The 19058-nt window shown below is 65.1% G+C and carries 19 protein-coding genes; 8 read left to right on the top strand and 11 right to left on the bottom strand.

What is annotated here, in order from left to right; all coding sequences use genetic code 11:
- The first annotated feature begins 254 nt into the window (after positions 1 to 254).
- Entirely contained in the window at positions 255 to 590 is a 336-nt protein-coding gene (locus CK219_RS32205; RefSeq protein WP_245340524.1) for a hypothetical protein, read from the top strand.
- The gene (locus CK219_RS18790) at positions 587 to 811 is read left to right on the top strand and encodes a DUF768 domain-containing protein (RefSeq protein ID WP_095768247.1); all 225 of its coding nucleotides are present in this window, start codon (positions 587 to 589) and stop codon (positions 809 to 811) included. The genes CK219_RS32205 and CK219_RS18790 overlap by 4 nt, the downstream gene beginning before the upstream one ends.
- 745 nt (positions 812 to 1556) lie before the next feature.
- Here the strand turns inward: CK219_RS18790 and CK219_RS18795 are convergent.
- The 4 genes from CK219_RS18795 to CK219_RS18810 form a co-directional block, all read right to left on the bottom strand.
- Positions 1557 to 1802: a MoaD/ThiS family protein gene (locus CK219_RS18795; RefSeq protein WP_095768248.1), complete on the bottom strand. Its 246-nt coding sequence runs from the start codon at positions 1800 to 1802 to the stop codon at positions 1557 to 1559.
- A gap of 172 nt (positions 1803 to 1974) precedes the next feature.
- Complete coding sequence (locus tag CK219_RS18800; protein ID WP_095768249.1) at positions 1975 to 4239, bottom strand: xanthine dehydrogenase family protein molybdopterin-binding subunit; 2265 nt, start codon at positions 4237 to 4239, stop codon at positions 1975 to 1977.
- Positions 4240 to 4241: 2 nt separating this feature from the next.
- On the bottom strand, positions 4242 to 4718 hold the full coding sequence (locus CK219_RS18805; RefSeq protein WP_095768250.1) for a (2Fe-2S)-binding protein: 477 nt from the start codon (positions 4716 to 4718) through the stop codon (positions 4242 to 4244).
- Entirely contained in the window at positions 4718 to 5578 is an 861-nt protein-coding gene (locus tag CK219_RS18810) for a xanthine dehydrogenase family protein subunit M (RefSeq protein WP_095768467.1), read from the bottom strand. The genes CK219_RS18805 and CK219_RS18810 overlap by 1 nt, the downstream gene beginning before the upstream one ends.
- 301 nt (positions 5579 to 5879) lie before the next feature.
- Between CK219_RS18810 and CK219_RS18815 the strand changes: the two genes are divergently transcribed.
- Positions 5880 to 6860 (top strand): GlxA family transcriptional regulator, encoded by a 981-nt coding sequence (locus tag CK219_RS18815; protein WP_095768251.1) that lies wholly within the window; start codon positions 5880 to 5882, stop codon positions 6858 to 6860.
- 33 nt (positions 6861 to 6893) lie between these two features.
- Here the strand turns inward: CK219_RS18815 and CK219_RS18820 are convergent, their stop codons facing one another.
- Complete coding sequence (locus tag CK219_RS18820; protein ID WP_095768252.1) at positions 6894 to 7655, bottom strand: hypothetical protein; 762 nt, start codon at positions 7653 to 7655, stop codon at positions 6894 to 6896.
- A 57-nt stretch (positions 7656 to 7712) separates the two neighbouring features.
- Entirely contained in the window at positions 7713 to 8594 is an 882-nt protein-coding gene (locus CK219_RS18825) for a hypothetical protein (RefSeq protein ID WP_141245378.1), read from the bottom strand.
- Positions 8595 to 9146: 552 nt separating this feature from the next.
- Here CK219_RS18825 and CK219_RS18835 point away from each other — a divergent pair.
- From CK219_RS18835 to CK219_RS32210, 5 genes are all read left to right on the top strand, one after another.
- Entirely contained in the window at positions 9147 to 10466 is a 1320-nt protein-coding gene (locus CK219_RS18835) for an aspartate aminotransferase family protein (RefSeq protein WP_095768255.1), read from the top strand.
- Positions 10467 to 10483: 17 nt separating this feature from the next.
- Positions 10484 to 11656: an FAD-binding oxidoreductase gene (locus CK219_RS18840; RefSeq protein ID WP_095768256.1), complete on the top strand. Its 1173-nt coding sequence runs from the start codon at positions 10484 to 10486 to the stop codon at positions 11654 to 11656.
- A gap of 211 nt (positions 11657 to 11867) precedes the next feature.
- Complete coding sequence (locus CK219_RS18845; RefSeq protein WP_095768257.1) at positions 11868 to 12149, top strand: hypothetical protein; 282 nt, start codon at positions 11868 to 11870, stop codon at positions 12147 to 12149.
- 105 nt (positions 12150 to 12254) lie between these two features.
- Positions 12255 to 13208 (top strand): EamA family transporter, encoded by a 954-nt coding sequence (locus CK219_RS18850; protein ID WP_095768258.1) that lies wholly within the window; start codon positions 12255 to 12257, stop codon positions 13206 to 13208.
- A gap of 184 nt (positions 13209 to 13392) precedes the next feature.
- Positions 13393 to 14937 carry an alpha/beta fold hydrolase gene (locus CK219_RS32210; protein ID WP_245340525.1) on the top strand — a complete coding sequence of 515 codons (1545 nt, stop codon included), beginning with the start codon at positions 13393 to 13395 and terminating at the stop codon, positions 14935 to 14937.
- Positions 14938 to 14956: 19 nt separating this feature from the next.
- Here the strand turns inward: CK219_RS32210 and CK219_RS18860 are convergent, their stop codons facing one another.
- The 5 genes from CK219_RS18860 to CK219_RS18880 all read right to left on the bottom strand — a co-directional run bounded on the left by CK219_RS18860 (position 14957) and on the right by CK219_RS18880 (position 19043).
- Positions 14957 to 15412 carry a MaoC family dehydratase gene (locus CK219_RS18860; protein WP_095768259.1) on the bottom strand — a complete coding sequence of 152 codons (456 nt, stop codon included), beginning with the start codon at positions 15410 to 15412 and terminating at the stop codon, positions 14957 to 14959.
- Positions 15409 to 16686, bottom strand: a complete 1278-nt coding sequence (locus CK219_RS18865; RefSeq protein WP_095768260.1) for an NAD(P)/FAD-dependent oxidoreductase — start codon at positions 16684 to 16686, stop codon at positions 15409 to 15411. Before CK219_RS18865 ends, CK219_RS18860 begins: the two co-directional genes overlap by 4 nt.
- Positions 16687 to 16697: 11 nt before the next feature.
- Positions 16698 to 17924: an NAD(P)/FAD-dependent oxidoreductase gene (locus CK219_RS18870; protein WP_095768261.1), complete on the bottom strand. Its 1227-nt coding sequence runs from the start codon at positions 17922 to 17924 to the stop codon at positions 16698 to 16700.
- 57 nt (positions 17925 to 17981) lie between these two features.
- Complete coding sequence (locus CK219_RS18875) at positions 17982 to 18560, bottom strand: OsmC family protein (protein ID WP_224529713.1); 579 nt, start codon at positions 18558 to 18560, stop codon at positions 17982 to 17984.
- A gap of 237 nt (positions 18561 to 18797) precedes the next feature.
- Entirely contained in the window at positions 18798 to 19043 is a 246-nt protein-coding gene (locus CK219_RS18880) for a DUF1127 domain-containing protein (RefSeq protein WP_176477070.1), read from the bottom strand.
- Positions 19044 to 19058 lie beyond the last annotated feature (15 nt).

Raw genomic sequence — 19058 nt, forward strand, 5'->3', positions numbered from 1 at the left:
CAGCCCCTGTTCTTTCTGCGGATGCCCACCACCTGGGAGCAGGTGGCGGGCGATCCAGCCAACTGACGATGAAGGGACTGATTGCTCGTCAGCGCAGCCCTAATGAGATTGCAGGGATTATGTTTCGCGCGATGGACCAATGCGCTGGCGAATGGGACCTCAGTCGGATCGAGGGCCGTATCAGCGGAACCTAATGTTTCTCGCGCGCTTATGGCCACATGAGCAGGCGAGGTCTCGACTTCTTCGACAGATGGATGGCGGAGCATCTGCCGAACGTGATGACGGATGACCCCGTCGCAGTGGCCGACCTCGCCGACGAAATGATCAAGGCGGCCGAGCGCGAAGGCATCGCGGCCAGCGAGATCAACGAGGAAATCGAGAGCGTCTTCGAGGTGATCTTCGAGGCGCTGCAGCATCGCGAAGGCAGTCTGGGGGAGAGCGACCAGGCTGTCTTTGAGCTGCTTGCAGGGCGCCTGGCAAGGGAGGCCGGCATCACCCAGGAGCAAGCCGGCGAGCTGATCGAGACGATCGGAACCGACTGGGGTTCGCTCCTTCGCGAAGCTCATTTTCTGAAAGAGCAGGGGGGATGAGCGAGCGTGGCGCGGAGTTCTTTGGCGGATGGATCACCGATAATGTGATGCGCGGTAATGTGGGCGCGGACATCGTCTCGGTAGCCGAACTGACGGCCAAGCTGTTCGCCGATGCCAGGGCGGCAGGTATCGCCGAGGACGAGATTGAAGAGGAAGTCGGAAGCGCATACGAAGCGATCCTGGCCGCCATAGTCGGCTCCGAGCACAGCGGCAATCCGTAACGATCGGATGGCCGTCCATGCGAACTGGGGAGCGGCGGTGAGATCCGCGCCGAACCATAGGAACATTAGCGCGCCCTAAGGGTTCTCTCAGCAAGGATCGCAGGTGGAACCATGGCCGAGTTGGCATTCGCTTTTGTGTACTATTCGGGGCTGACCGGCCATGACATGGTGGGTGCGGTCGTGTCTTTGACCGCGGGGCTTCTTCTCTACAACGTTGTGCGCGAAGACCGGCCAAACCGATAACCAGCCCGATAATCATGAGCGGCTCGAAAGCGGGTGGTGCCCGCGAGCCTGACCGGCGGCGGGCACGGACCGGATGCAGGGTGCCTGCCGAACGACGGACGCTTGGAGCAGCCGCCCTGCTTGGAACATTAGTGCGTGCTAATTATTAGTCCTCGATAGGAGGACCTGCCAATGCACAGCATTATCTATCTTATCGGTCTCGTCGTCGTCATTCTCGCCATCTTGAGCTTTTTCGGGCTTAGACGGTAAGGGCCAAGCGGCCGGCACGGTCGCCAGACATGCCGGTTTCAATTTGACAGTGCCAATATCATGGCGCCAGCCAAGGAAACCCGCGGATGGAGGTGGCTGCGGATATCTTCGCCTATGTCTGGGACGCCTGCGTGCTGCAGCAGTTCTGTCGATGCATTCGTCGCCGCCCGTTGCCGAAGTCAAACGGCGGCAGGAACTGCGTGAGCGGCTCGACAGCCGATGGTGGGCGTGTGACGGCCTGCCGCCGGTTCACTCACCCTCCAGCCAGCCGCGGCAGCAGGAAAATCTCCGCCCCCTCCGGCAGTTCCTTGCTCCACGTATCCCGATAAATCGTCCCGTCGATCGCCACCGCGATTCCCCGATCGATCCACGGCTCGATCCCGGGATACTGTTCCGCCAGCTTGCGGAACAGCTCCCTTATGTCCTTGGCCTCGATCTCGTGCTTGGCCTTGCCGCCGGCGACGGCGCTGAGCGAGCCCCAGAGGGTGACCTCGACCATCAGCGCCTCAAGGTGCGTCGATATTCAGGTGAGGCCGGCCTGCGAATGACGGCTTCCTGCGCTTCCGGTGCTCACGTACGTCAAGTACGCTCCGCTCCGGTTCTCGGAAGCCATCATTCTCGGCTCGGCCTGACCTGAATCTCAACACACCTTGCCCTAGCTTGGATACCTCTCAGCCTTCCCGCTCCGCCTCCAGCGCCGCCAGGATGCGCGGCGGCGACATCGGGATGTGGGTCATGCGCACGCCGACCGCGTTCGACACCGCGTTGGCGATCGCCGCCAGCGGCGGCACGATCGAGGTTTCGCCCACGCCGCGCACGCCGTAGGGGTGGTTGGGGTTGGGGATTTCCAGGATCTGCGTATCGATCATCGGCAGGTCGGAGCAGACCGGGATGCGGTAGTCGAGGAAGCCGGCGTTCTGCAGCCGCCCGTCCTTGCCGTAGATATACTCCTCGTTGAGCGCCCAGCCGATGCCTTGCGCGGCGCCGCCCTGGTACTGACCCTCGACATAGGTCGGGTGCACCGCCTTGCCGGCGTCCTGCACCACCGTGTAGCGGATCACCCTGGTCGAGCCCGTCTCGGGGTCGACCTCGACGTCGCAGATATGGGTGGCGAAGGACACGCCGGCGCCGTCGGCGACGAGCTCGCTATGGCCGGCGATCGGCCCGCCGGTCGTACCCGACTTGGCCGCGATGTCCTTCAGCGACAGCGGCGAGAGGTTGCCGTATTTCTCGCCCTTGGCGATGGCGTGGCCCTTTTCCCAGGTCACGTCCTCCACCGGGATGTCCCACATCTGCGCGGCGCGATCCTTGAGGATCTTGATCGCGTTGCGCGCGGCCGAGATCGTCGCCATCGAGGAGGAGAAGGTGCCGCGGCTGCCGTCGGTCATGTCGTTGTAGCCCAGCGAAGACGTGTCGGCGACGATCGCCTTGACGTTGGAGTAGTCGATGCCGAGCTCCTCCGCCGCCACCAGCGACAGCGAGGCGCGGGACCCGCCGACATCGACGGTGCCGACGGCCAGCGAGACCGTGCCGTCCATGCCGATGTTCAGATCCGTGCAGGTCTGGCCGCCGAAGTTGAACCAGAAGCCGCAGGCCATGCCGCGCCCCTGGTTTGCTTTCAGCGGCGCCTTCATGTGCGGATGGCTCTTCACCGCCTCCAGCGTCGGCCCGATGCCGATCGGTCCGTAGATCGGGCCGTAGGACGAGCGCGTGCCTTCCTGCGCGGCGTTCTTGATGCGGAAGTCCACCGCATCCATGCCGAGCTCCTTGGCGAGCTCGTCCACCGCGCTTTCCACGGCAAAGGCGGCCATCGGCGCGGAGGGCGCGCGATAGGCCGCGGTCTTGGGCCGATTGACCAGCACTTCGTAGCCGACGGTCTTGACGTTCTCGAGCTTGTAGCAGGCGAAGGCCGTCATGGCGCCGATCTCGGCCCAGGAGCCGGCATAGGGGCCGCAGCTATAGCGCAGCGTCGCTTCCGCCGCGGTGATGGTGCCGTCTTTCCTCGCGCCGATCTTGACGTCGATCGAGGTGGCGCTGGTCGGGCCCGAGGCGCGAAAAACCTCGTCGCGGGTCATCACCAGTTTTACGGGACGGCCGGCCTTGCGCGACAGCGCCAGCGCCACCGGCTCGGCCCAGACATGGGTCTTGCCGCCGAAGCCGCCGCCGATCTCCGACGAGGTGACGCGCAGCTTCGAGGCTTCGAGCCCAAGCAGCTGGGCGCAATGCTGGCGGTAGACGAAATGGCCCTGCGTGCACACCCAAAGCTCCGCCGTGCCGTCCGGGTTGACGCTCGCCACGCAGGCATGCGGCTCGATATAGCCCTGATGCGTCTGCTCGGTCTTGAACGAGCGCTCGACGATGAAATCGGCCTCGGCGAAACCCTTGTGGACATCGCCATGGCCGAACTGGGTGCGCTTGGTGACGTTGGAGGGCTTGGCCGGCTTTTCCTCCAGGCCCTCGGTATAGACCTGGTCGTTGATCAGCGGCGCGTGGTGCTGGGCCGCCTCGTCGACATCGGTGACATGCGGCAGCACCTCATAGTCGACCTCGATCAGCTTCAGCGCCTGGCGGGCGGTGCGGGCGTCGATCGCCGCCACCGCGGCCACCGCATGGCCGTCATAGAGGGCCTTCTTGCGCGCCATGCAGTTGTCGAGGATGTCGTACATGGCGGCATCGCCGTCGGTGAGGTCGGGCAGGTCCTTGGCCGTGATCACCGCCTTCACGCCGGCGAGCTTTTCCGCCTTCGACGTGTCGATGCTTTTGATCACCGCATGCGCGTGCGGGCTGCGCAGGATCCGGCCGACGAGCTGGCCGGCCATGTTGAAGTCGGCACCGTAGCGGGCGCGTCCCGTCACCTTGTCGACGCCGTCGGGGCGGACCGGCCGCGTGCCGACCGAGGAGAAATTGCGTCCGGAGTAGCGCGGATCGAAGTTCATGATCAGGCTCCCTTCATCACGTTTGCCGCATCCTGGACGGCGCGCACGATCTTGTCATAGCCGGTGCAGCGGCAGAGATTGCCGGCCAGCCCAAAGCGGATTTCCTCCTCGGTGGGCGAGGGGTTCTTCTCCAGCAGGTCCTTGGCCGCGATCAGGAAGCCCGGCGTGCAGATGCCGCATTGCAAGGCCGCATGCTCCAGAAACTTCTGCTGCAGCGGATGCAGCTGGTCGCCATGCGCCATGCCCTCGATGGTCTCGACCTTGCGGCCCTCGGCTTCCGCGCCCAGCACCAGGCAGGAGCAGACCAGCCTGCCGTCGACTATGACGCTGCAGGCGCCGCAGTCGCCGGTGCCGCAGCCTTCCTTGGCGCCGGTCAGCCCCAGCCGGTCGCGCAGCACGTCCAGCAGCGTCTCATCGGGCTGGCACAGATACTCGACGGCGTCGCCGTTGATCGTGGTTGATACAGCTATACCGGCCATTATTTGCCTCCCGCACGCTTGTAGGCGGTCGTTGCGGCTCTCTGTGCCAGCACGCCCGCGACTTTCCGTCTGAATTCGATGGTGCCGCGCTTGTCGTCGATCGGGCGGCAGGCGCCGGCGCAGATCTTCGCCAGCCGCTCCAGCGTCTCTTCGTCGAGCTTCGAGCCGATCAGCACTTGCCCGGCTTCCTCGACCAGAAGCACCGTGGGTGCGGCGGCGCCGAGCGCCACGCGGGCGGTCTTGATCGCGCCCTTCTCGTCCAGCGTCAGGTTGACGCCGGCGCTCACCACCGCGATGTCCATCTCGGTGCGCGGAATGAAGCGCAGATAGGCGTCGCCCGCATGCTCAGGCCGCTTGTCGAGCAGGATCGCTTCGATCATCTCGCCCTTGGCCAGAGACGTGCGGCCGGGTCCGGTCGGCACGGCTTCCACGGCAATCGTGCGCTTGCCCGAGGGCCCGGCGACGACTGCTTGTGCCGCGGCCGCGACCAGCGCCGGCACGCTGTCGGCGGCGGGCGAGGCATTGCACAGATTGCCGGTGATGGTGCAGCGGCCCTGCACCTGCTTGGAGCCGATCAAATTGGCCGCCTCGACCACGCCGGGCCACGCCTTGCGGAGCGCCTTGTTCTCGCCCAGCACCGCGCAGGGCACCGCGGCACCGATCCGAAAACCGTCGGCCGTTTCGGCGATGTCGGCCAGGCCGCCGATCGCCTTGATGTCGACGATCAGCTCGGGCTCGATGAAGCCGCCCTTCATCCTCACCAAAAGGTCGCTGCCCCCGGCCAGGATCGCGGCCGGGCCTACCGCCTTGGCGAGCTCGCCAACGGCATCTTCGATTGAAAGCGGACGTATGTAACGCATCGTCTCCCCTTGGTGGTCATAATCGGATCGCCCGTTATAAAGCGTCTGGTTATAATGGCCATCCCGTTCGTGCATGTCCGGGTTGGGCCAGAGCCCTATTCCAGATGCGCCCAGAGGGCGGGCCAGGGGCAGGCAGCGCGACAGAGCCGGATGCGGCAATCGCCCGGCGGAGCCATTCATGCGATTAACGCCATGCGCGTCGCCTATTGCCTGCGTGGCGGCGTTGGCGAAGCAGCGCCGACCGTGCGGAATGGTCGAAGATGGCTTTGAGACAAGGCAGGGGGCGTCGGCTCGCAAAAGCATGGCCAAGAAATTCGCATTTCTTTTGGTGCGCGATTTCACCTTGTCGCCGCTGTCGCTGTTCATCGACACGCTGAGGCTCGCCGGCGACGAGGGCGACCGCAGCCGCAGGATCGAGTTCGACTGGGAGATCGTCGGCGAGCGCGGCCTGCCGATCCGCGCCAGCTGCGGCGTCGAATTGCTGCCGACCAAGGCGATGGGCAATCCGGAGGATTTCGACAATGTCGTGGTGGTCGGCGGCCTGCTCGACACCAGCCGCAAGCTGAGTTCGGAAAAGGAGGCGTTCCTGTTGCGCGCTGCGCAGAAGGGCGTGCCGCTCACCGCGCTCTGCACCGGCAGCTTCGTGCTGGCGCGCTACGGCCTGCTCGACGGCTACAGCGCCGCGGTCAGCTGGTTTCACATCAAGGATTTTCGCGCCGAGTTCCCCGATGTGAACGCCCATGCCGACAGCCTCTATTCCGTCGACCGCGGCCGCGCCACTTGCGCCGGCGGCACGGGCGCGGCCGACCTTGCCGGCTATTTCGTCTCGCAATTCATCGGCCGGAAGGCGGCGGAGAAGGCGGCCAAGATCCTGGTGCTCGACCGCATCCGCTCCAGCCGCGACGTGCAGCCGGTCGGCGATCTTTTTCCAGCGGCCGCGAGCCGCGCGGTGAAGCGGGCGCTGCTCCTGATGGAAAGCAATCTTCAGGAGCCGATCCCGATCGCCGAGATCGCCGCCAGGCAGAACTGCTCGCGCCGCCAGCTCGAGCGCTTGTTCGGCACCGAGCTCGGCATCGGCCCGATGGCCGCCTATCTGGCGCTCAGGGTGCACTACGCCAGGTCGCTGCTGGAAGGCAGCGAACTCGCGATCGGCGAGATCGCCTATCGCTGCGGCTTTGCCAATGCCGGCCATTTCAGCCGCGTCTTTCGCCAGCAGGCCGGCATCACGCCGACCCATCTCAGGCACCCGAATCGGGTTTTGGCGAATGACGTTGCCAAGTAGCGGTCCCTGTGCACGACTTCGGCAAGCTGGTTTCTATGTCACAGCGATGACTTTCCCCGTCGCACCAAGACGACACAGGACCTTCGCTTGTCGCACTTGGATGCCGCCTGGAAGCGCATAGTTTATTCGCACCTCGATCGGCGCCGCCAGACCGGCTTTGCGTTGGCGCATCGGACCGGCACTGACCGCGAATACGCGCACAGCACCAAGCGGCGTCGTGACCGACATGATCGCCGCGCGGCAAGCGCTCACGACTTTGGGCGGCGTGCCTGGCTTCGCTTTCAACGATACAAGGGGCGCAAAAGGATAGCCCGCTCCAAACCGCCCGAACTCCCCGCCACCGGTGCTGGAGGGTTTGAGGATGGATGGCAGGCTGATCGCGGTTGTCGCGCTTCTGGCGGAGAAAACGGTGGGGTTGTCGGGAGGCGCGGTGTCCCCGGTGCCTGACGTTGCGGTGCCGGCATTCGTCGACACGCCGGCGCTTGCGCTGCCTGCAGCGTCACCCGTCGAAACGCTGGCGCCAATCGACCCGGTACCAGCATTCGCGGACGCGCCAAGGCTCGCCCCTCCTGCGCCTGCCGACGCGCCAAGGCTGACGCCGCCTGAGCTCACCGACGCGCCAACGCTTGCGCTGCCCACATTTGCCCCCAAGCCAGCGGAGACACCTTGTGATCCGGCGCCCAGTCCAGCGCCGACGCCAATGCCGCCGACCTTGCCGCCACCGCCGACATCAAGGGCGGCCGCCGGTCCGGTAGCGGCTGCGATCATCAAAGCGACCGCCACGTATTTGCCCATTTCAGGACCCCTCCTGGGCATGCGTTCCTGCCAATCCAAATGTACTCCCGACCATCATCATCGAGGTGGGGTCGGAAGCAACGCGTCGGGGAGAGTGATCGTCGTCGCCACCAGAACCCGTTTCGGTGGTCTTGGGATCTTCGCTCTGTTCTTATCCTGCAAGCCTGTTCGGCGGACAGCTTGGCCATCCTGGCTGGCAAGTGAAACCGCGGCGGAACGCGTCCCAGGCGCGCGCTCCGTCTGCGCTGTGCGGCGCGCGCTTTGCGCCTTGACGAGATCGATCGCCTTTCGCGCAGCGGTGAGAGCGACGGACATGTCGGTCAGCTTTTGACGCTCCTGCTCCAGCGCTGCGTTCAAGTCGGCAGATGCCTGCTTCGCGGCGTCTCTTTCCCGACGGGCGTCATCGGCATCGCTTGCGGCCGAAACCGCGCGCGTGTGTTCCAGATCCAATGCCTGGTTGACATGCTTTGCGGCAGTAACCGCGAGCTGGAGGTCCTTTAGGGCGGTGGCCCGCTCGGCCGCAGCCAGATTTGCGCGTTTCTGATCGGCCTCGCCGGCCTGGCGAGCCATGGCGAGTTCGTGCTCGAATTGTTCGACCTTATGGCGCTCTTCGGCAACCGATTGATTTGCCTCGCCCAGGGACGCTTCCACAGCGTTGCGTGCTTCGTTTGCAGAAATCAACTGTGCCTTCAAGTCTTTGATGACGCGCTGCGCCGCTTCCAGATCGAGTTTGAGGGTTCCGTTGCTTTGGTTCGCCTCTCTCAGGGCCTTTGTCTGCTCTGCGGAGGTGCTGGCCAACAGCCTTGCCTGGGCGCTTGCTGTGCGCTCGGCATCCTGACTCAGGCCCAGTTGCGCTTTTGTCGACGCCAGTTCGCCTCGCGCTGCCGCGATCTGTTGCTGGATTTCGGCGCTGTTGTCTGGGGGAGATACCGCCGCCAAGAGGAGGATGCATCCGGGAACGGCGCTCCACCTCCAGTGGCGCATGCTGAAGCGAACCCACGCCGGGCGCGGGTCGTCTTCGAACTCCTCGTAAGATCCATGTATGGACGTCACTGGCCACGGTCCTCTGTCTGCCGGTATTCTTCGCGATGCTCAAGAAACACGTCATAGCGGCTGTGCGTGCGCAAAATTAAGATTTTCGGTCTTGGCGGTTCGCTCCGTGTTGAACTCCATCTACAGCTTGGACAACTTGTATTTTGCGCAGTTGACGGGCTGCTTATACCAGGTACGCCTTTAGGGGCAGGATGCATCATCCAAATGGACTACATGTCATGATTGATCGTCTCGGAGCAGAACTTCTCGATGGCGGGCTGATCAATGTCGGGCAGTCTAAGCGCGCGGTTGCTGCTGCGCAAAATGATGAGGGTCCGCGATAACCCTGGTCGGGTCGCATGACCGGTCTGGCCGATTGCGCCGGCGCGCAAACGAGCCGTAGCTTCGTGACGAGCGGCGCGCCGCTGTTTCAACAGTCGAATTCGCCTTCGGAACGCCATGCCGCATTATCCCGACGCCATGCCTGGATCGAAAACCCTGTTCGAGCGCGCCAGGAAGGTGATGCCGGGCGGCAATACGCGCACCACGGTCTTCGTCGATCCGTTTCCGATCTACGCCGCGCGCGGCGAGGGGTGCAGGGTCTGGGACGTCGACGGCAATGCCTATTACGATTGCATCAACAATTTCACCGCGATGATCCATGGCTACGCGCATCCCGATGTCACCGCGGCCGTCGTCGAGCAGCTGCCCTTCGGCACCGCTTTCGGCGCCCCGACGCTGAGCGAGATCGAGCTTGCCGAGCTGCTGGTCGAGCGGCTGCCCTCCGTCGACCAGATCCGCTTCACCAACTCCGGCACCGAGGGTGTGATGATGGCGATCAAGGCTGCGCGCGCCTTCACTGCGCGGCCGAAGATCGTCAAGATCGAAGGCGCCTATCACGGATCCTACGATTTCGCCGAAGTCAGCCTGGACTCCTCACCGGCGAACTGGGGCGACCTGCCCAGGTCGACGCCCTATGCAAAGGGCACGCCGCGCGGCGTGCTGGACGATGTTATTGCCGTGCCCTTCAACGACACCGAGGCGCTGCGCGCCGTCTTAGCCGCCGAGGGCGACAGCATCGCGGCCGTGCTGATCGACCCGATGCCCAACCGTGCCGGCCTCATACCGGCGCGTCGTGACTATCTTCAGGCCATGGTCGAGACCGCCCATGCGGCGGGCGCGCTGGTGATCTTCGACGAGGTCATCTCGTTTCGGCTGGGCTGGTCTGGCGCGCAAGGGCTGTGGGGCATCGAGCCCGACCTGACGGCGCTGGGCAAGCTCATCGGCGGCGGCTTTCCGGTCGGCTCCGTCGGCGGGCGCGCCGATATCATGGCGGTGTTCGATCCAACCGCAGGCCAGCCCGCACTGCCGCATGGCGGCACCTTCACCGCCAATCCGGTGACCATGCGCGCCGGCCTTGCCTCGATGCGGGCGCTGACGAAAGAAAGTTTTGCCCATCTTGATCGGCTTGGCGCATCGTTGCGCGAAGGGATTACCGCCTCATTCGAAAAGCATGGACTTGCAGGCCAATGCGTCGGCCTTGGCTCGCTGTTCAAGGTTCATTTCACGTCGCATCCCGTCACGGATTACCGCTCGATCTACCCAGGGCCGGCCGAGCACAGGAAGTTCGACACCTTCCACAAGGGTTTGCTTGGCCGCGGCGTTCTGTCCGCCAGCTACGGCCTGTTCGCGCTGTCGACGCCGATGACCGAGGAAGATGCCAGCGCCATTCTTCAAGCGATCGACGAGACCTTGGGCGACGTCGCCGCGCAGTCGTGAAAGCAGGCGGACCACAGATGACAGCTTCTCCTCATGTCGTGGTGATCGGAGCCGGCACGCTGGGCATGTGCACGGCGCTCAACCTCGTCGAGCAGGGCGCGCGCGTGACCGTGCTCGAAGCGCACTCGATTGCCTCGGGGTCGAGCGGCCGGTCCGTCGGCGTCGTCGGATCGCAATTCACCGACCCGTTCGAGATCATGCTGCGCGTCCATTCGCTGCGCCGGTTCCGCGAATGGGAAGGCGAGGGGCTTCGGTTCAACCATATCGGCTATCTGCGGCTGGCCCGCACGCCCGCCCAAATGGAGCTCTTCGCCAAATCGGTTGAGGTTCAGGGCGAAGCGGGTCTTAGTTCGCGCCTGATCCATGCCAACGGACTCACGGAAATCGTTCCGCACATCAATCCTGACGGGCTCGAAGGCGGATTGTTCGGGCCCGACAACGGTTTTCTCGATCCGCATGAGATGTGCAATTTCCTTGCGGGCATCGTCCGCGCCAAGGGCGGCGAAATCCGTCAGTACCGCAAGCTGGTCGGGGTGCAACGGCGCCCGGGCGGCTACACGCTGGAAACCGATGGCGGCCCGGTCGATCGCGAGCGACGACTGATCGATTGCGATGTCGTGGTCAATGCGGGCGGCGCCTGGGCGCCGCAGGTCGCCGCGCTTTTCGGCCAGCGCCTCCACATCTGGCCCGAGCGCCACGAGGCCGTCGTCATCCATCTTGACGAGCCGCTCGGCTACACGATGCCGATGGTGATGGACCTCGTGAACGGCGAAGGCAGCGGGCTCAACTTCCGCCACGAAAAACCAGGCGAGCTGATCGCCGAAATCCACAAAGTGAATTCGATCGCGCCGGAGGACCCCGACAATTACAACGACCAGTGCGAGGAGCAGTCGAAGGTCGATCTGGCCGAGCTGCTTTTGGAACGCGTGCCCGACCTGCCGGGCGCGCGACTCGGCCGGGGGTGGGCGGGCCTTTATCCCGTCACCGCCGACCATCGCCCCTTCGTCGGACCATTCGATGCCTCGGAGCCGACGCTGATCACCGCTGCCGGCGCCGGCGGCTATGGCATCCAGCTCGCCCCTGTGATCGGCCAGATCGCGGCCGACTGGGTGCTTCAGGGTGCGCCGGTTTCGGTGCCCGGTTCGCAGAGCCTGGCGCCGTCGGCCGAGCGCAACGTCCTCGGTCACTGACCGATGCATCAAGCTGGCCCCTGACGCGTAAGATGCGAGCGTTCCCGTTAACCATCGATTAACTATCCAGTCGCCTTTAATAGGGTTCTGGAGGATACTGATTTCGGCCGCCAGCGATGATCTCGCGACTGCCGAAAATTAGAAAAGAGCGGCGGATACCGTCGCCGTCTGCCGGGGAGGCGCCCAGCATCTTAGATGAGGGAGCGCCGGAATGAATATCGAGGAAGCGGTCACTGCAGCGACGGCGGGGTCGAGCGCGCTCCTGTCCTGTCTTGGCCAGCCGGTCGTGGCATATCACGTCACGGCCATCATGCGCGAAACCGACGCAAGACATGCGCGGCAGATGCAGCTCGCCTTGCTGCGGCGGAGCATCGAGGCCCTTGTCGAGGACGGCCTCGAGGACATCGAAGCCAAACGCTTCGCATCGCAGTTCCATGGGCGCGTCGGCTCGGCCTGGGATCTTCTGCATATGGCCGGCGACACGTCGCATTGATCCCTGCCGCGTACGCTTTTGCCGGGCCGACTATGTAACACTCCCGTCATGAGGTAGACTGTCGGCTGCGACTGGGATTGACCTTCATGGAGTGGGGGGCATGCGATGCAGGCGATACCGATAGCGCATCCGGCGGAAGCGCCGGTCGCTCGAGCGATATCGCTGGCTGGTTATCCCGCCGCCGTGTTGTGCTGGCTGCTTTCGGCCGGCGTCTATATCGCGGCAAAGTGGGTGGCACCGGAAATGCCGCCTTGGGGACTGTGCTTCTGGCGGCTGGCGCTCGCCTGCGCCATCCTGTTGCCGATCGTGCACCGGCATCACGGCGCCATGCTGGCGCTGCTCAAATCGCGGCCGCTGGAGATCGTCGCCGTCGGCGCCATCGGCCTGACGCTCTGCCAAGGGATGATCTACCATGGCCTCAACGACACCGACGCCACCACGGCCGGCATCATCATGGCGATGTCGCCGATCATGACCATGGTGCTGGCGCGTCTCGTGCTAGGCGAGCCGCTCGGGCTCTGGAAGTCGCTCGGCGCGGTTGCAGCACTTGCCGGCATGCTGGTGATCGTCGCGCATGGCAAGCTGGACGCGCTGGTGCAACTGCGCTTCAACATCGGCGAATTGTGGATCGTCGGCAGCGCCTTCTGCTGGGCGCTCTATACGGTGCTGCTGCGCCGCTCAAAATTCGGCCTCGAGCTCCTGCCGCTGGTGGTCCTTCTGCTTGGCGCCGGCGCGCTGGTGGCGCTGCCGTTCCACCTTTGGGAAATCTTCAACGACGAGCGCTCCGCCTTGAATGCCGACGGCCTTCTCGCGCTTGCCTATCTGGCGGGTCCCGGCGGCGCGCTGATGTACTATCTCTATAACCAAAGCGTGGAGACGCTCGGCGCCAGCCGGGCAAGCATGTTGCTCTATCTGCAGACCTTGTTCGTCGCCGTGCTCGCCTATCTGCTGCTCGGCGAGAGCCTGCACGATTACGATCTGCTCGGCGCGGCCTTCATCGTGGTCGGGGTCGTGCTGGCGACGGCGACCAAGTCGAGGCCGGTTCCGGCAAAGGCGTGAACGAGCGGCCACGTGCCTTGATCGACATATGCGGCTGCCCGAGCCGCCAAGTCGATCTGGTTCCTCAGGCGGTGAGCCGTCCTGACCAAGCTTTCCTAAATTAGCCAATTTTGCTATTGGCTGCCCCTTCGCAGCGTCGGCCAAGGCCGAAGGGGATCATGGCGATCGACAAGCGCGTGGACGCATGAACGGCGGTCAGCACATGCTGGAACTGCGCGTGCTTGGCGATTTTCAGGTCACGCGCGACGGCGAGCCGCTTCACCTGCCGCCATCGCGCAAGACGCGGGCGCTGCTCGCCTACCTCGCCGTCACCGCCAGGCAGCACCAGCGCGAGCGGCTGTGCGAGATATTTTGGGACATCCCGGACGATCCGCGCGGCGCCTTGCGCTGGAGCCTGTCGAAGATCCGCCAGGTGCTGGGCGCCGACGAATCCGTTCTTGCCGCCGATCGCAATGCTGTCGCGCTCAATGTCGAAACGGACTATACGCGGCTGGCGCCGCTGGTGAAGGCCGATCTTTCATCACGCTCGACCGAGGAGCTCGAAGCGGTCCTGGCCTCGATCCGAGGCGGCTTTCTCGCCGATCTCTCGCTCGAACGCTGCTTCGACTATGAAGCCTGGCGGCAGGCCATCGGCAGCGAGGTCGAGATCGTCGAGCTTGGCATCCTGCGCGAGCTGGTCGAGCGCCTGGAGAATGAGCCGCGACGTGCGCTGCCGTTCGCCCAGCGTCTGCGCCGCCTGACGCCCGACGACGCCAGCATCGCCGCCGAGATCGAGGCGCTGGAGGACAAGGTTCGGTCGGCCGCCGCTCAAGCCACGGGACGCGCGCCGCAGTCCGCTCCCCTCGCGCCGCCGTCGAAGCCTGCCGCGTCGCCGCAGGATTCCGGCCGCGCCGTGCAGTTCTGTCGGGCTCTCGACGGCACCAGGCTCGCCCATGCCAGCACCGGCAGCGGGCCGGCGATCCTGCGCGCCGCGCACTGGATGTCGCATCTCACCTTCGACTGGGACAGCCCGATCTGGCGGCATTGGATGCGGGAATTGTCACGTCACAACCGGCTGGTGCGCTATGACGAGCGCTGCAATGGCCTGTCGCAAAGGCACGTCGTCGACATCTCGTTCGAAACCATGGTGTCGGACCTCGAATGCGTGGTCGAGGCAACCGGGCTCGACCGCTTTACCTTGCTCGGCCTGTCGCAGAGCTGCGCGGTTTCGATCGCCTATGCCATCCGCCACCCCGAGAGAGTGTCGGGCATGATCCTCTACGGCGGCTACGTCAAAGGCTGGCGGGCGCGCGGCGATGCCGGCGAGATCGCGACGCGCGAGGCCGTGGCGACGCTGATGCACGAGAGCTGGGGCAAGTCGAACCCGATGTTTCGCCAGGCCTTCTGTTCCATGTTCATCCCCGGCGCCACGCACGAGCATTTCGCCTGGATGGACGATTTGATGCTGCGCACCGTCTCACCCGACGATGCCTGGCGTCTTCAGAACGCCTTTTCGGTGATCGATGTCAGCGACTTGCTGGAAAAGGTGCATGTGCCGACGCTGGTGCTGCACGCGCGCGACGACAACGTAGCGCCGGTGGAGTCGGGCCGCACCATGGCCGCCGGCATTCCCGGCGCGCGCTTCATCGAGCTCGATAGCCAGAACCATATCCTGCTCGAAGGCGAGCCCGCCTTCGAAGAGTTCATCGACCACGTCCGCGCCTTCATCGCCGAGACGACGGGGGGATAACCAGGTACTTGCGAAGCGCTCAGCCGCTGATGAGCGGCACGGTGAACACCGTCGCGGTGCCGGTGAGGCAAAGCTCGCCCGCTTCGTTGCGCACCGATGTCTCCAGCTTCGTGATCGGCTTGTCGGCGCGCACGTCCTTGACCTCGACGCGGCCGGTGATCATTTCGCCGACGCCGACCGCCTTGACGAATTTCCACGAGACTTCGAGGAACACCGAGCCGGGGCCGGGGAGGTCTTCCGCGACCACCGCGTTCAGGATGCCGGACGTGACGCCGCCCTGCACGATGAGCTTGCCGAAGACCGAAGCCTCGGCCAGCGCCTTGTCGTAATGCAGCGGATTACGATCGCCGGTCATCTCGGCAAAGGCGTCGATATCCTGCGGCTGCGTGCGCCGCGAGCGTTCGGCAAAGGCGCCCACCTTTGGCCGGCCCTTGATGACACCGATCCACCCGTCCTTCATCACATGCACAGTCATGGTCTTGCTCCAGTTCGGTTGCGGGAAAAATCGGCCGGCGGCCCGTCCTGGTTGGCCGGCGCTCGATAGGTCGAGGGCTTCGATGCGGTAGCGCGGCGGGCCGGCATGGGTTGCCCGGCCAGCGCCTGCACCTCGGCCTTCAGGACGGCGCTGAATCGGCGATGCCGCTCGCCGAGATCGTCAAGGGTCCAATCGAAGCCGGCGATGGCGTCCGTGGTGTCGAGGATCTGGTTGGCGATCATGTCGCGCTGCTGCTGCCAGACCGCGAATGCTGCCTCGGACCCACTGAGGATTGCCCGCGCGAGGCTCTCGGCGTCGCGCAGCGCGTCGGAAATGCCGTGCGAGGTGATCGGATCGCGGAAGAAGCCGGCGTCGCCCACCAGCGCCCAGCCCGGGCCGTGCGGCTGGCGGATATAGCCCGGCACGCCGCGGAACGCCTGCAGGCGCGCATCCTTGGGTGCCCGCGCCGCCTGTGCTGCCAGTGTCGGGGAAAGCGTCTCGAGCACATCCATCCGGGCGCGGGCGTGGCCGAGGCGGAAGCGCTGGTCGAACAGGCCTGTCGGCACCGAAGCGACGATGCAGGCGAGGCTGTCATTGGTCGGGATTAACGAGCCGGCGATCCCGTCGCGGAAGTACCAGTGATAGCCGGCGCCCGGCTCGACTGGCGCATAGCCATAGACATGGGCAGCCGACACCGCGCCGCGCCGCAAGGGCTGGGCGTCGACGCATTTTGCCACCAGCGAGCCGATGCCATCGGCGCCGACGACGATATCGGCGCTGACCCGCACGGCAGTACGGCCGGCGGCGCGGATCTCGATGCCGCGCACGCGGCCACGCGTGTCGGCAAAAAGACCGCCGACCGCGACCTTGTGCAGGATCTCCGCGCCGGCCTTGCGCGCCGCATCGACCAGGATGCGGTCGAGCACGGTGCGCCGCGGCGCGATGAGGCCGGGGAGGTCCGAGCTAGCGGCGAGCGGGATGGTGATCTCCTCGTCGCCATAATGGAAGGTCGTCGTCTCGATGAGCGGCGTGCCGGCCTTGAGCAGCGGCTTGAGCAGACCCCAGCGCCAAAGCTGCAACACGGCCGGTCGCATCAGCGCATGCGTCGACAGCATGTCGGATCCATAAGGCTTGCGGTCGATCGCAAGCACCTTGAGGCCGGCGCGCGCAAGCAGCATCGCCGTCGCCGCGCCCGCGCAGCGCGCGCCGACGACGATAGCGTCGTAATGGCCATGCTTCGGAGCGGCCATCAGGGAGATGAGGTTGTTTGCCATGTTCAATGTCCTCAGGCCGCCTTGCGGGCGTTGCAATCGAGATAACGGGAGATTTCAGCGGCGATCGCCTCGGCATCCGCGCCGACGCCGCCGATGAAGTTGGAATCGCGTTTGCGCAGAAAGCGGAAGCCGAGCGCGTAGAGACCCGGCACGCTGGTGACGCCGCCCTGATGCGCCAGCTCGCCATCGGCGCCGAGCGCCAGCGGCTCCAGCCAGCCGAACGAGCGCGCATAGCCGGTTGCCCAGACGATGCTGCGGATCGATCCGTCCGTCAGCGAAAGCCGCGCCGCGCACGTCGCCGGCGTCGCCACCGGCTCGGGCCGGTACGGTGTCGTCATACCCGCGAAGCGATCGATCTGGTCGAGTAGGCGCGCCTGCTTCGCTTCGGCTGCTGCGATGTGCTGGCCAAGATCGCCGGCGAAGCCGATCTCGCGGTCGCCGACGCCATGCACCCGCCCGGTGAGTTCCACGCCGAGCGCCTGCAGCGTGGCGAGGTCGACATCTGCCCTGTCCGGTCGGCCGGCGAGCTGCAGCGATGGTTGGCGCCGGGCGCCTTCCGGATCGGCGAGGTCTTCCTGGCGCTGTGCCATCAAGCCCATTTCGCAAAGCCAGAAGAAGATATCCTGGCCGCGCCATGTTCTGGGCAGGCGTGTATGCTTGCCGACCGAAAGCACCACGCGCCGCCCGGCGCGGACGAGCTCGTCGGCGATCTGCACGCCGGAGGACGAGGCGCCGACAACCAGCACACCGCCGCCCGGCAGCTCGCCAGGCGAGCGATATTGCGAAGCGTGGATGCTGAGCGGTCCGCGAAGCATCTCAGCCGAAAAAGGGATGACCGCCCGGTCGCAATGTCCCGTCGCGACGACGACCGCTCGCGCCAACAGCTCGCCGGCGCTGGTGCGCAAGGCAAAGCCTTCGACGGTCCGCCTGGCAGCGATGACCTCGACATTGCTCTCGACGGGTGCATGCCATTCCCAGGCGTAGTGTTCCAGGCTTTCCACGAAAGCCTCCTTGGTCATGAAGCCGTCCGGATCGCCGCCCTCATAGGGCGAGCCGGGCAAGGCGTTCAGCCAGTTCGGCGTGAGCAGCCTGAGCGAGCGCCAGCTCTGCGAACGCCAGCGCTCGCCGATGCGGCCGCGCTCCAGCACGGCATGGTCGATGCCGGCCTGGCCGAGGCAATGGCTGAGCGCAAGCCCGGCCTGGCCCGCGCCGATGATGACGACGTCCGAGCGTCTCATGGTTCATTTCCGTCTCGGGAGGCGGCGGCCCGGATCGGTTCCGGACCGCCGGCCTGCTTACTGGATGGTCTTGATGCCGACGGTGACCGGCACGCCCTTGGTCAGCACGTCGAACACGGCCGAACGGGCGCGCGACTGCTCGACCAGCTGCTGGAGCTTCTCGGCCGGCGCATCGCCTTCGATCTCGAACGACACCTGGATGTTCTGGAAACCGTTGCGGACCTCGTCGGAGATGCCGAGAATGCCGCGCAGGTCGATGTCGCCGTCGACCGAGCATTTCACCTTGGTGAGCTTGATGCCGCGCGCGGCGGCGATGTTGGCGACGCCCGCCATCAGGCAGCCCGCCAGCCCGTGCAGCAGCCACTCGACCGGGGTCGGCGCATTGTCGGCGCCGCACAAGATCGCCGGGTGATCGGCATCGGCATAATGCGGCTTCTCGTGCTTCTGCTCCTGTCCGGCGCCGAAGAAGCCGTTCATGACGGTCTTGCTGTGCGTGCCCTCGATCCACTCGTTGTGAGCACGGAACTGGAACTTGGCCAGCTCCGGCTGCCCGGCGACGAAATTGATCGTCGCCAAAAGGTTCGGCGTGTCGACGCCATTGAGCGGAAGCCGTGCAGGTTTGGTGTTGGGTTGCATCTTCATCTCCAAAGGTTCGTTTGCGGCTTGGTTGCCGTGACGGCCTCTGTTTGCCGATGGAGCGTTTGAACGAGAGTGGATGAGACCGTGGAATTTTTCATACGCCTACCGTGGAAATTGCGTCGGGCGTATCGTTTGAAACGAAGTGTCTTGACCCGAATGCGCCGGAACGCAACAGCCCCGGGCGTGGGGAAGCCCGGGGCCTGTCGACGGCGTGGCGACGATCGCCATCGGCGGTCAGCGGGCGCTGCGGATGTCCATCCCGTTGGTGTCGGAGGCGTAGCGCATCGAGGTGTAATGATCGATTTCAGAACGGGCGATACCCAAGTCCTTGAGTAGGTAATCGGGCATAGCCTGCATGGCGGCGCGGTCGCTGCGCATCCTCATTGCACGGTAGACAAGGCGCAGCGCACGGCCGGCAAAATTGATCGGGCCGAGACCCGATCGGCTGGTTTCATGGGCGGTGTGTTCCAAAGTCGTCATCGTCGTCTCCATCTT

The organism is Mesorhizobium sp. WSM4313 (assembly GCF_002294725.1).
In the GTDB taxonomy this organism is placed as follows: domain Bacteria; phylum Pseudomonadota; class Alphaproteobacteria; order Rhizobiales; family Rhizobiaceae; genus Mesorhizobium.